Raw genomic sequence first — 13,270 nt, forward strand, 5'->3', positions numbered from 1 at the left:
TTTCGATTCATTCAGTCTACTCAGCGTGATTCGAACTGTCGAGACTGTTCCCGGGATACAAATCTGTATGACAGATGAAGAAACAAACTGTTCTCCAATCAGGAGTGGGTATCGGTAGACGCGTGCCATTCCTTGATCCATGTCGACCAGTTTCTAAATGCATACCACTTCAATCGGCAGTAACCGTACATGATTGCCACATTTGCAATTACTGAAATACCTAACATTGCTATGCGAAACGGAAACATGTGTGGAGAGGATGGCAAACCACGCCGGTCTGCATAGTACCGCGCTGCATCGGATGTCAGCCTTAAAGCCTGATACGGCGACGCATGGGCTGTTAGAAAACCAGGCAGTCCGTCCTCTTTGTCTTTCGCGAAGTCGAAAATATCGTCGATGATCTGGCAGAGCATCACGATCCGGAAAAGCGTTTTGAGATCTTCCTGATAGTATGTCGCCTGGATGCCGTCCTCGATTGTCAAGTTTCCTAAAGCGGTCGCGGCGATCGTACCTAATGAGAGTCGAATCACGGATTCTCGATATGTTTGAGCCAGATGATATACCTGATCGTCACCATTGAGTGTTGGACGTCGATCCTCAAGACGACGCAACTTGCCCAGGTACTCATCAACCATCCCACTGATTTCAGCACTCTCAAGTAGCCGGCGGGTTGTCTGATATTCCTCACGGGAAAATCCCTTCTCGTCAAACAAGTCATTCGCACAAGCACCGAAATCAATCAGAGCTGCCAGATTCTGTAACTTCTCTGAGGAGAGACGCCTTGAATACCGCAGCACGCAGACGGTATCAAATGCCATCAGACAAAGAACACGTAGTGGAGTTCTCGGCCGGTGGGAAACGAACAATCTCAACCCACGCAAAATACTGACAACGGTGGCCAAGCTCGCACCAATACAGCCGGACTGCGTCTTGATCTTTTCGGTAGCTCTGTTGATCGGAGAAACCATGGTTTTTTTTTCTCCCTATATCCAGGTCAGACATAACACAGAACCACTTCGCGAGGACACCGCCAACGAATCGGCACCAAATCGCTGATACCGCGGCTCACAACCAGGCGCGTTGCGCCAGATTGATGACTCAGGTAATTATACGGGTAGAATACTGCTCCCGGAAATAAGCGGTCGCGGAATTCGAACGCAACGAACTGACACCCATGCAGGTGTCCGGCGAGAACAAGATCATAACCGGCGCGGCGTGTGGTTTTCCAAATCCGCGGGTTATGAGCGCAGAGCACTCGTACGTCGCCAGTTAGCTGGGCAGCGAAGTCGGGACCACATATCGAAATCAAACGAGAGCGGTGCTGAAGATTCATGCTGTCATTGTGAATCCAAGCACCACCGCCCTTCAGTACAGCATCGCATACCTGACTGGTGCCGACACGGCTATCGTGATTTCCTCCGACCGCCAGCACCGGCCCAAAACGGGTAAGCTCCTCGACCAGCACACTCAAGCGATCCAGTTCTGAAGCGTTATCCACCAAATCGCCACCGAGGAGTACCGCATTCGCATCGCAGCTGCGCACAGCATCAATTACTTGTTTCGCAATATGGCCGGATCTACTGGCACGCAAGTGGAGATCGCTTACATACACCAAACGACATGCATGGGAACTCGATGAAATCCGTTCCTCACGAATATGTAACGGCGCGTGAAAACCAATTTCCAGCGGACCAGCTAACAATGCATCTGCTCCTGATTGAAAGTGGAACATTGATTAAGTAAAAACGCTCAGGCTCAAATGAAGCTCACATCGCAAACGGTCTCAAATTGTCAGACACGTGATTTCATTTTATTAGTTCAATTGTGACTGAGGTAATCTTCTCATTCAGCTGGTCCTTAAAGAAATACTTACCTTTTTCAGAAGCGAACTGAGAAGTGAAAGGCTTTGAATCTCAAAGTAACTGACATAATTGTAAAAGTCAAGATTCGAATTGGGGCCGGTGATGTGGTTCCTCATGTGTTGCCAACGTCTTCCTTGCATATCAAAACTGGCAAAACCTGAATAGCACTGACAGCCTGCACGATGCTAGACGTTGATATATGGCAACATTGAATTTTCTGTAAAATCAGTTTGTTCGGATGAATTTACTATGAGTTTCACCACCAACGGACTGAAAGCGGGCGAATCGACCAGATCCGTAAAATGATGTATTACGTTTCATTTGCTGAAGAAACCGTTCCACAATCCATCTGACAGGAAAACATTATGACGATTTCAGTGAATTCTCCCCGTGCTGCTACTTCACACTGCTGGATGCTTACCCTAAGCCTGGCTCTGGTTTTTGCCGTCCCGGGAAGAATCTCAGCCGAATCGAGAGACTACCAGTCAAAACTCCCCGAAATTCGCAAACTCGTCTCAGATACGATGGCCCGGGAAAAATTGCAGGCGGTTCTGCTGGGGATCACAGTAGAAGGTAAGGAACTGTTGATCCTGGCGGAAGGAGAATCGATGACGGGTGTGCCCGCTACAGCCGACATACACTTTCGCAACGGCAACATCGCGGTGGCCTACATGGCGAATCTGTTCTATCAGCTTGTCGATGCGGGCATCGTCCGCGCCGACGACCCGGTCGGTAAGTGGCTGCCTCAACTGCCCGCAGCGCAGGCCGTCACACTCGAAATGCTCATTAACGGCACCGCCGGTTACCCAGACTTCATGCCGATGGAGACGTTTCAGAAACAATTCTACGCCAACCCGTTCTATCAATGGACGCCGGAGGAACTAATCAAGTTGGCTTTCACGGAAAAACCGAAATTCAAACCAGGCAGCGATTGGAATTATGCGCACACCAACTTCGTGATCCTGGGTCTCGCACTGGAACGCGCCGCAGGAAAACCGTTCGGCACATTGATGCAGGAACGCGTCCTGACTCCGTTCGGTATGCAGCAGACTGCCGCGCCAGGCACACCTCGGATCGCTTCACCCGTCCTGCATACCTATTCTGACGAGCGGGGACAGTACGAAGACGCCACCTTCTGGAATCCGTCCTGGACACTGGCCCGCGGTGCCGTCCAGTATACGACACTCCGCGACACGCTCGCCGGCTTCCGCGCCGTTGGTCAGGGTCAACGTCTCAAACCGGAATCCTTCCAGGCCATGCTCGCACCGCACACAGCTGGAATGAAGATCTGGACCAAAGACCGCTACTACGCCCAGGGCATTCTTGTCAATCAGGGCTGGCTCACCCAGGCCCCCAGTTTCGCCGGCCTGTACGGCACCGCCGGCTATCACCCGGACAAAGACCTCACCGTCACCATCTGGTGCACGAAGTCGATCGATTTCAAATCAGACAGAAATCCGGTTTCCGCACTCTTCAAACAGGTCACCACGATTCTGACGACAGAGAAGTAAGTCGATTGATTGGCACGAAGTCTCTGGGAGATCATCATTTCGCAAACGCCAAGTTGATCAATGGTTTTACTGTCGTTTGATTCTCGCCTGGTTTCTACCATGAAACATTTTAGTATCATTGAGCCTTGATGGTGAAATCAAAAGTTCTATATGGTAAAGTCCTCTGCACAATCTGCGTCTCTCTGCCGACAAAGAATCAATTGAATCTGAGGAGTACCGATGACTGCGAAGAGTTTTCAACCTGTAAAAATAGGTGTTATTGGCCTGGGTCGGTTTGGGCGATTGCATTCGTTGACGTTATCTCGGCTGGCAGAAGCAGAACTGGTGGGAGTGGTGGCTCGTCGGCAGGAGAGCCTCGCTGCCCTCAGCAAAGAACTTCCTGATGTGCCGGGCTGGACGAATCTGACTCAGGCGATTGAGGAGTCGGATGCAGAGGCGTGGGTTGTCGCCTGTACGACGCATTCACATGTTGCTGTCGCCCGAGAACTCCTTGAACATGGCAAAGCGGTGCTGTTGGAAAAGCCGATTGCGGATCGTCTGGAAGAAGCGGAAAGCCTTGCTCCCCTGGTGCGGCCCGATTCGAGTAACCTGATGCTGGGACACATCCTGCTGTTTAACAGCGAGTTTCAAGAATTGCGGGAGGTGGCCCGCGAACGTGGCCCGATTTCTTATATTGATTGCGTACGACATCGACCGGCGAGCATTGTTGAGAACTTTCCGGGTGAGAACCCCTTACATGCCGCGATGGTGCATGACCTGTATTCAACACAGGTACTACTCGATTGTGCGGAACCGGATCATTTCAGTGCCCAATATCATCGGACTGACGCAGGCGACATTGATCTGGCGGTAGCACAACTCCAGTGGAACGGAGGTCCGGTGGCATCGTTTGCTGCCTCGTATTTAACACCTGCAGGTATGCCGCCGCGCGGGTTTGACAGAACGGAAGTGTTTGGTGTGGGTTGGTCTGCCCGTATTGAACCGAACCCGCGACCGATTTCTGTCTGGGACAACGAAGCCTCCTGGCCTCTGGCGTTGGAAGTGCGTGCCAACCCACCCAGCGGAATGATGGCTGAAGAGTTGCGTTGCTTCTGTCGGGTTGTACGTCAAATGGAAGCAGTGCCCACCGGAGCGACCTACTCAGATGCCATGCAGGTACAACGCTGGATGGAAAAGCTGACTGCGTTTGTCTAACCAGCAGAGTGGTGATTCGGCCTCAGTTTATTCTGGAATCTCAGAAAGCCATCGTTTACGATACGAAGAAGAAAAAACGGTCCTATGGATTCATGAATCAAGTAGAGATTTCATTTTTGATTTGGACAGTCATGCTATTGGAATCGCCTGAGTTTTTTCAGTGAGGCTATCATGATGACTCATTTTACACATGCGTTAGGGGCATTCGCCATTGTTGGCTCCCTGTGCTGTTCATCAATGGCAGAGAATCGCACTGATACACAATCTGCTCTTAGCCCACCCGTATCCAGCGAACTTCTGGCCAAGATCAGACAGGTGGAGGGCCAGGAAAAGTATGGAGCGAACAATCAAATCATAAAACTGATGATCTTCAATCCCACTAACTCTCCCGATCATACGCTTCCGTTTCTACGAGAACTCAAGTATCTGGAAGATCTGTTCGTCACAAATGACAAGAACCATAAAGAGGCGACATGGATGATGTCCATTGCCAAACTTCCTCGACTAAAATCGCTGACGATCGATAGTGCCGATGTTTCCGATAAGACAATCCATTATTTGGCTGGGATCAAGACACTCCAAAAATTGACACTTGATGTCAGTGATGTCACGGATGTGGGAATCGAATCACTTCTCGGTTTAGAGAATCTCGAGTATTTAAAGCTGCGGTACACGCCTATCACCAATGTCGGACTAGCGAAGTTAACACGCTTGCCGAAGCTCAAGAAACTGTGGCTTGTAAATATTCCCATCACACCAGAAGGAATTCTTGCCTTTCGAGAGACAAAGTTGGAAGAGGTTATCTGGTACGACGAGGATCGACCTCGACTGGCGATGCTACCCTACCTCAAGCAATTGCCTCATCTCTGGCGATTAGATCTCAGATCCTGTTATGTTTCAAACCGGCATGTTGAGCATCTGCAGGAGATGAGTTCCCTGGAAGATCTGGATTTGTATGGGCACGCGATTACCGACTCGGGACTGGCTGGATTGTCAAAACTGACGAAGATGCAATACCTCTGCCTGTCTCAGGCGGGAAAAAACAAAGCAAAAACACTCAGTGATGCAGGCTTAATTCACTTGGCCGGATTATCAGAGCTGAGAGATTTGAGATTGGCCGGGATTCAGATTACCGACTCTGGTCTACGACAGTTGGCTGGATTGACAAAGCTGAGACGCTTGGATCTGAGTGGGACACGAGTCACCAGTGCTGGCCTTGCCAACCTCAGTCACCTGCTTCAACTCGAAAACCTCGATATCACGAGCACCCCTCTGCAAGATGAACCGATTGTCGATCTCCGGATGTTTCCCAAACTAAAAAATGTAACCGCCTATGGCTTTGATGAGAAGAAAATTCGGTCTCCTGCGAATTGCTCTATCGTTACATTTGATTGACATCACAGAGATTGCGTGATTAGGCAGTGACTCATGCCGACCCGTTGCCCGACAACAGATGAATCACTCCCCTTCATCCTTCGATTAATCCAACTCAAGTTCCTGTCTCAAGCGGACAGTCAACTTAGATAAAAACGCCAACTCATAATAGCTCAATTGATCATAGGCAGAAATCCTGATAGATTTAGATAAAATCATATTTTGTCTCTCAATTTTTATGCGATTCAAAAATGTCGACTCAGCATTTCACCGAGGATCTTGAATCGAAAGCCTGGGACGCCCATCGAGCGTTCCTTGTCGAGGCCGAACGTAGCTTCGGACCAAGGGATGATTCCTATACGGTTACCGACATTGTTCAAGAAATACATGGACCAACTTTGAGTCTCAATGGCCATTCAGTCACCTTAGTCGTAGGTCCAAATGCGACGAAGTACTTCCCTGCCCTGATCGCAAATGTCGCACATGAAACCCTACATACATTGAATCCAGTCACCGGCAATGCCACCATGTTGGAAGAGGGTGCAGCGATTTATTTTGAACTTCAGATCATCAGTTCTCAATTTAGTGAAAGCGAAAGGAAATACTTCTGGAATCATCTTCCAGAAACGTATAGAACTGCCTTTGCCGACTTTGAAACGCTATTAGGATTCGATCAAAACGCGGGGTTAACAATCCGAAAGGAATTTGGATCACTGTCTGATCTCGATAAAAATGGGCTGCGGAAACTATTCCCTGAACTTCAAGATGATTGCGCCAGTCGCTTGGTCACGCGTCAACGAATGCGGCCAAACGCCGGATAACAAAATATTACACACAGAGCCGCGGGCCGCGCGGCAAATGAAATCAAAAGCGTTTCCCACGGCCCGGTGAACGTAGGCGTTATGTTAATGGAGCGATGACGAAAGAATGTCACAAAACGCAATCGCAATCATTTCTGTCACATGCATAAGTGCGGTTCTTGGCACATTCGGTGTGATTGATTTTCAAACAACTCGTTCAATATCACGCATTGAAAATCTCGGCGGAGGCGTAAGATACGATACTGGATGGGGGGCGACCGTCTGCGAATGGGTTTATCTTGACGATACGGATGCAACAGACACCGACATGAAATATGTTCGATATCTTTGGCCTCGCATCGGCGTTTCTTTGAGGAATACGAAAATCACAGATAACGGACTTCAAGAACTTCACGGACTTCCGTTGAGCGAAATCGACTTAACTGGAACCAAAGTGACTCCCGCGGGGATTAAAGAACTGCGTCAAACACTCCCATACACACATTGTCAAATTAAATTTCAACCGTAATATTTCAATATACTAATATGTTGACCCCATAAGGTAAAATCTCAGCCGACTCGTATTCGTGAACTCATCGCTAAACAAGACACTCTTGCCAGAACGGTTCCTGGAGTGTCAGATCTAATGAATCTAAAACGAATGTTGTACCTTTCCTGAAAGCTCACCTCTTCACTTAGTAGTTTTCTTAATCGAATGAACCGCTTCTGGATAATTTTCATTACATTCTGGCAAATCAATGCTAAAATGAACACCACTTGCTTCAAATCACAAGTCTGGGATGAGGTTGAGCAAATCCACAAAGTCCAGGTCCTTAATAACTACACCCGAGTTAATGAATGCCGCACCAAGCAAACAACGTACTCGTAGAACTCACCGGCGTGTCGAAGTCGTACGGAAATTTACATCCGGCTGTGAACGCGGTCAATGAAGTCTCGTTTGTCGTGAGCCGTGGCGAACGGGTGGCCCTGTTGGGTAAATCCGGATCGGGAAAATCAACGCTGCTGAATATGATAGCCGGGCTGGATCGGCCGACGAACGGGACAATTTGCGTAGCGGGACGAATCCTTTCCGAGCTCTCGGCGGCAGAGAGTGCCGACTATCGGCGGGAGTGCGTGGGGATGATCTTTCAGGCCTACAACCTCGTCCCCTGGCGCACGGCATTACAAAACGTGGAATTGCCGATGGTCTTCGACCGTAGGGGAAAAGCCGAGCGCGTTGCGGCGGCGCGGGAGGCATTAGCGGCTGTCGGGTTAGCTGAACGTATTGGGCATCGGCCCAGCGAACTTTCCGGTGGCGAGCAACAGCGGGTCGCCATTGCGCGAGCGTTAATGAACAAGCCGGAGCTGCTGTTGGCGGATGAACCGACGGGGAATCTCGATTCCTCGACCGCTGACGAGATCCTGGAATCACTCCGCCGATTCACTGAGAGTTCTCAAACGGCGACGATTCTTGTCACGCACGACGAAGAACTGGCGTACCGATTTTCCACTCGTGTGTTGCATATGCTGGATGGCCGCCTGGAACGCGATTCGGGAGCTGCCAGCGTATGAAATTCCTTGACATCGTCTCCATGGCCCTGCTGGGCATTCGCCGGCAGAAAACCCGCACGGCCCTCTCGCTGATTGGAGTTGTAATTGGTTCGTTGATGCTGCTCTTCGCCCTGGCCTCACGCAGCGGCGTTCAGGAGGCAATCATGCGGGTCTTCAGCATGAACAAGCAATTGCGACAGATTGAGGTCCAGCAGAATTGGGCGTACGCTGAAGATGAGATACCTGAAGAAGAATTGGAAGTTGATGACGAATTAGACGAGGCCCTGCGCTGGCGGATTCGTCAAATGCTCATACGTCATTGGCAATTCGAACATCGAAGCGAGAGCATCGGACTGACGCGCGAGCGAATACAGAAAATTGAATCATTCGAACATGTGCAAAACATCCACCCTCGAATGTCAACCAGCGTCACACTGATACAAGGCCAGAATGAACTGCAGGGAATAGGTGCGTCGGTCACCACCAACGATGAAGTCATGCGCGAACGTATTCTGGTCGGTAAAGCGTTTGACTCGGAAAATGAACCGGTGATTCTGCTCAATGAGTTTGTCGCCTGGAAATGGGGATACACCACGCGCTCTCAAATGCGCGAGCTGATCGGTACCAAAGTCAGAATAGAATACCGCTTTGGTGAGGAAGGCGTCGCCTACTCACTCTCACGTCGCAGTGGAGGTGATATCGAGTTCAGTAAGGAAGAGTTAACTGCCTTAAACCGTGCGCTGGATCGCATCCCAACCATGATCGATGATTTGACGTTCTCAGAGCAGGAGCGTGCGGTTTTGAAGAAAGCGTTTCAGCCAACACCGGCAACTCCGAACCAGGAGTCTGAATCTTTCGAGCGAATTATTGCAGAGGAGTTTACGGTCGCCGGTATCTATCGCGGCCCGACCGAGGAGGAAACGAACGACCATGTGCAACTAGGTCATAATGACGATTTTGCCGAGTTCCTGCTGCCGATCAAAACGGAGACCCAATTTGCGATGCGTATCCCGTTCGTCAAAAAGTCAGGCTTCTATAATGCGACGGTGCTGGTTGACCATGAATCACACCTCAAAGATGTGTCAAAACAAATTCGCGAGATGGGCTTCCGCGAATACTCGTTGATCTCAATGGTCGAATTCATCCAGAAACAGGTTCGCCAGGTCACGCTGATCGTATCCTTGGTTGCTCTTTTCGCGTTAGTTATCTCTGCTGTAGGGATTGCCAACACGATGGTCATGAGCGTCGTCGAACGCACGCGGGAAATCGGCATCATGAAGTCATTAGGCGCCCGCGAAGGGCAGATTCAAATGCTGTTTCTGATTGAAGGTGCACTGATCGGATTGATCGGCGGACTCTGCGCGCTGGCCATTGGCCTGGTAATCAAGATCCCGATCGAATCGATGACCATTTCAATCCTCGAAAGCGAATTGAACAAAACCTTCGAGCAGCAGCAGGTGATCGAGTTCCCGCTCTGGCTGCTGGTCGCGGTACTGGCCTTCAGCACGGCCGTCACCACCCTGGCAACGATCCTGCCCGCACGCAGAGCGGCACGCATCGATCCGATAACCGCCTTGCGACATGACTAAGGGGCAAAATTCTAACACCGTTGAAATGACCGCGTCATTCAGTCCAATTTCTCTTTCATTGCCCCTTAGCTCTGTATGCTCTTGACATCTCTATCCCATTCAAACAAAATCCGGCTAACTCTATCGTGAGTGGTTAAACCGAAATCATGCGGTCTCATTCAGGTGATTTGCAAGATGAGATGGATCATTCCAATGACTGGCTTGTTCCTGCTCGCTGGATGCCAACCAGACGAGCCAACTTCGCATACCGCTCGTGTACCGCAGCCATCTCCCGTCGCAGACAATTACATTGTTCTCACCGTTCCTCCGGAACCGTTGCTCGATAAGATGGCTCAGCTGTACTCACCGGACGATGCCGAATGGTCAATGTTAGTAAATGAGTTTGTCGAGAACGGACATCCAATTCTTCCCTATGTGATTCGCCAGCTACAGGAAGACAATAAACTATCTCCGGATTTGGGAAAACAAATTACCGAACGCATAGCTCAATCCCCTGCTGTTACCGTCGACGCACAGCGAATCATCTCACTCATGGAGATCGCCTGTTATGCAGATATTATGTGTCATCGTATCGAATACCCGCTACGAGTCGCCACACTAGACTACGTGAAATCAAACATCGATTCACAAGGGACCAAAGACGCATTACACTGGATACGTGATTCGTATCGTAGCGGATTGCCTCTTGATAGTCCCGGTGACGAAACCGGTGACTTTCGCGGACTGCTCGTTAAATCGATGCAAGGCCGACTTAACGCGTATGCAAACCAATTACTTGGATCGATCGATTCGCAATCAGGCAGCAACTAACCAAAGAATACACTGACGTCGTCCGGTCGCATAATGAAATCAACGTTGCTGGTGGGAACTCGGTGATTTTAGACGTTATGCCGCAAATGGCAGGGGGAACGAGATGACCAACAAATCCCGACGCAGTACAGTCATCGGAGCTCTTGCCCTGCTTTGCGTACTGTTACCCATCCTCAGTAAACTTTTATCGCCAAAGTCCTTGTCTCCGCGAGAGCAGGCCTTCGTGGGTACGTACACACTGACCACCATTAATAACGATACTGTTGCATACTCTATCACCTTTCTGGCTGACCGGTCATGCGTTTACAATTACAATGGTCTCACGACAAAAGGGGCCAACAGTCAATGGGAGCTTTGCGATGATCACCTTCGCATTTCACATCACTATCAGATTGTCCCTTTCAATATTGGTCTAACGCTTCCACTTGTTCGTGCCACCGAGACGGACTCGTGGATTCTCCGCAGTACAACTAAGCCGGACACATTCTCGCTCACATCCGACGTCAGTTCGCTCGCAGACGGTACTCTAGCTCTTACCGAGCACCGTAAACACATGATCGTCAGGTAACAGCGTAATAGGTAGTGGCGTGTCCGACCACCAATTCCGTGGCGGCATAACAATACCGTGAACCGGAGCATTCATTCACGCGTCAACTGGAATCAAAGTCTTCCGCTCGAGCCCGGTTACGACAGTCGTTATGCTTGCCCGGTCGAGACAACACCGTCTTCCGCTTGCTTCGATATCAAAAAACAAAGTCAATTTCCCAAGTCCTGCAGGAACAGCAAACGGACTTCGCGATTTTCCTCGTGGAACGTCAAGCCGGTTTGTTCAGATACGTGCTGGAGGACCAGCTGTGTGTTCTTGGCAAAATTTCTGGGAAAATTTTCCCATGTGGTGTGTTCGGATTGATCGAAATAGATGCGCCAGCCAATGGATCCCTGGGGCGGGTTTTTAATTTCACTAAGGACAGGGCGGCCGACACGGTAGCCAATTGCTTTGAGGAAGTCAGGAAACTTCCCGGCACTCTCTGCGAAATGTAGTTTATCAGGCTCGGGACCTTCCTTGCCGTAGATTAAATAGGATTTATCCTCAGGCCGCCTCCATGCGGGGCCTATGGGGGCGGGCTGGAATGTTCCTCGTGCCACGTAGACTTCTCGGTCGACTTTTTTAAATTCGAGGGAGACCTGCAGCTTCAGATCATGATTCAGCATTGAGCCGAGGTCCTCAATGATGGCTTCTGTCGATGTCCCCTTGCGGATGATAAAATCTCCTCCCAGTTTCGTGTTCACCCAAAGCCGGGAATTCCCATCCAGGTCGACAGGCTGGAGGCCTGTGAGAACGGGGACCACAGAAAAGAGTGAAGAAGGTTGATCGCCAAACCCTCGCGATTTCAACTTCAAGTTCCCTGCGTCCCATTCATAAATATTCAAACCGGTTCCGGAGAGATACTTGAAGCGTTCCTCTTTTGAGAGTGTGAGCATTTTTTCCCGTGGTTCATTTGTCACGGGAGGAGCGAATGCGACCTGTCGGGGGGCGGATTCAGGCTGAATTGTTTTCTCCTCAGCCACAAGCTGGAAATCAAAAAGATTGATGGCGAGCAACAACAGGGGGACGAGAAGCAGCAAAGTTCGTTTCATCATGGACCTTTCGGGTGGTGCAGGAGAAAGGATTCGTCGAATGCGGTGATATAATTTTCCTCCCCGGGCGGCGGATGCGGGAGAGTGAATCTGGTGGGAATCACTGCCGATCCGAAACAACGCACGCGCATAATCGGCGATGGCATCCGGATTGTTGTTGAGGACTTCATCATCGCAGAGCAACTCGGCACACTCATCGAGCTTGTTGAGGGTCCACCATGCCAGAGGATTGAACCAGTGCAGGCAAACCACGAGCCGCGCGAGGAATCCTTTCCAGATATCCCCATGCCAGAGATGGGCCAGTTCATGATGTAAGATTGCCAGGCGCTCTGTTTCGGTCAGGTCAGACCAGAGTTGTCGGGGAACGAAAACGCGAAATCCCCGCAGCAATAAACAGAGCATGGGACCAGCATCGTGTGTGATGTGCAGGGGAATTGGTTTTCGGATGTCGTACTGTTTCAAGACGGCCTGCCACTCCCTGGCCCATGTTTCGGTGGCGGGCTCACTGTGGCGAAGTCGTTTTGCCGAGATGATGTAGGCGGAAATCCACCAGAGCACAATCAGTCCGCAACCTGTGATCCAGATCGAGGCGGCAAGAGAAAACCAGTTGAATCTGGTGACAAGCTCAAGATCTGAATTGGTGAGAATCACTGGCGATGGATTTGTAGTGGGATTGACGGGGGTTGCGTTCAGGTTTTCTTGATGTACTGAGTCGAACGAAATGTTTTTTGTGTTGTCCGTGGGAAACCAGGGAATTGCCACCGAATAGTGCAGAAAGATGACTCCCTGAAGCATGACCAGCGCCCATGCAGCCTGGTGCCAGCGAGGCGAGGACGGTTTGATCCAGAGCAGCAGCCCTCTGACGATCAAGGCGGCGATGCCAAGGGCTAAAGTCGATCTCAATATCGCATCGAATAAATAATGGTACGCTGAATTCATTC

The 13,270-nt window shown here is 50.2% G+C and carries 11 protein-coding genes; 8 read left to right on the forward strand and 3 right to left on the reverse strand.

Features of this window, described 5'->3' with window-relative positions:
- Positions 1–98 precede the first annotated feature (98 nt).
- Together Pan241w_RS17810 and Pan241w_RS17815 are read right to left on the reverse strand one after the other, a co-directional pair.
- The gene (locus Pan241w_RS17810; protein ID WP_145218455.1) at positions 99–818 is read right to left on the reverse strand and encodes a hypothetical protein; all 720 of its coding nucleotides are present in this window, start codon (positions 816–818) and stop codon (positions 99–101) included.
- Between the two features lie 176 nt (positions 819–994).
- Positions 995–1,702 carry a metallophosphoesterase gene (locus Pan241w_RS17815; protein WP_197999997.1) on the reverse strand — a complete coding sequence of 236 codons (708 nt, stop codon included), beginning with the start codon at positions 1,700–1,702 and terminating at the stop codon, positions 995–997.
- Positions 1,703–2,227: 525 nt separating this feature from the next.
- Between Pan241w_RS17815 and Pan241w_RS17820 the strand changes: the two genes are divergently transcribed.
- The 8 genes from Pan241w_RS17820 to Pan241w_RS17855 all read left to right on the forward strand — a co-directional run bounded on the left by Pan241w_RS17820 (position 2,228) and on the right by Pan241w_RS17855 (position 10,691).
- The gene (locus Pan241w_RS17820; RefSeq protein WP_145218459.1) at positions 2,228–3,373 is read left to right on the forward strand and encodes a serine hydrolase domain-containing protein; all 1,146 of its coding nucleotides are present in this window, start codon (positions 2,228–2,230) and stop codon (positions 3,371–3,373) included.
- 219 nt (positions 3,374–3,592) lie between these two features.
- Positions 3,593–4,567 carry a Gfo/Idh/MocA family protein gene (locus Pan241w_RS17825; protein WP_145218461.1) on the forward strand — a complete coding sequence of 325 codons (975 nt, stop codon included), beginning with the start codon at positions 3,593–3,595 and terminating at the stop codon, positions 4,565–4,567.
- A gap of 171 nt (positions 4,568–4,738) precedes the next feature.
- Complete coding sequence (locus Pan241w_RS17830) at positions 4,739–5,962, forward strand: leucine-rich repeat domain-containing protein (RefSeq protein ID WP_145218463.1); 1,224 nt, start codon at positions 4,739–4,741, stop codon at positions 5,960–5,962.
- 230 nt (positions 5,963–6,192) lie between these two features.
- Entirely contained in the window at positions 6,193–6,762 is a 570-nt protein-coding gene (locus tag Pan241w_RS17835) for a hypothetical protein (protein ID WP_145218464.1), read from the forward strand.
- 106 nt (positions 6,763–6,868) lie between these two features.
- Positions 6,869–7,270, forward strand: a complete 402-nt coding sequence (locus tag Pan241w_RS17840; RefSeq protein WP_145218466.1) for a hypothetical protein — start codon at positions 6,869–6,871, stop codon at positions 7,268–7,270.
- A gap of 329 nt (positions 7,271–7,599) precedes the next feature.
- A complete protein-coding gene (locus Pan241w_RS17845) occupies positions 7,600–8,313 on the forward strand; it encodes an ABC transporter ATP-binding protein (protein ID WP_145218469.1) in 714 nt (237 codons plus the stop codon).
- Entirely contained in the window at positions 8,310–9,881 is a 1,572-nt protein-coding gene (locus Pan241w_RS17850) for an ABC transporter permease (protein ID WP_145218471.1), read from the forward strand. The genes Pan241w_RS17845 and Pan241w_RS17850 overlap by 4 nt, the downstream gene beginning before the upstream one ends.
- 192 nt (positions 9,882–10,073) lie before the next feature.
- Positions 10,074–10,691, forward strand: a complete 618-nt coding sequence (locus Pan241w_RS17855; RefSeq protein WP_145218473.1) for a hypothetical protein — start codon at positions 10,074–10,076, stop codon at positions 10,689–10,691.
- 756 nt (positions 10,692–11,447) lie between these two features.
- Here the strand turns inward: Pan241w_RS17855 and Pan241w_RS17860 are convergent.
- Complete coding sequence (locus Pan241w_RS17860; RefSeq protein ID WP_145218475.1) at positions 11,448–13,268, reverse strand: M56 family metallopeptidase; 1,821 nt, start codon at positions 13,266–13,268, stop codon at positions 11,448–11,450.
- Between the last annotated feature and the right edge of the window lie 2 nt (positions 13,269–13,270).

Source organism: Gimesia alba, assembly GCF_007744675.1.
Lineage (GTDB): Bacteria > Planctomycetota > Planctomycetia > Planctomycetales > Planctomycetaceae > Gimesia > Gimesia alba.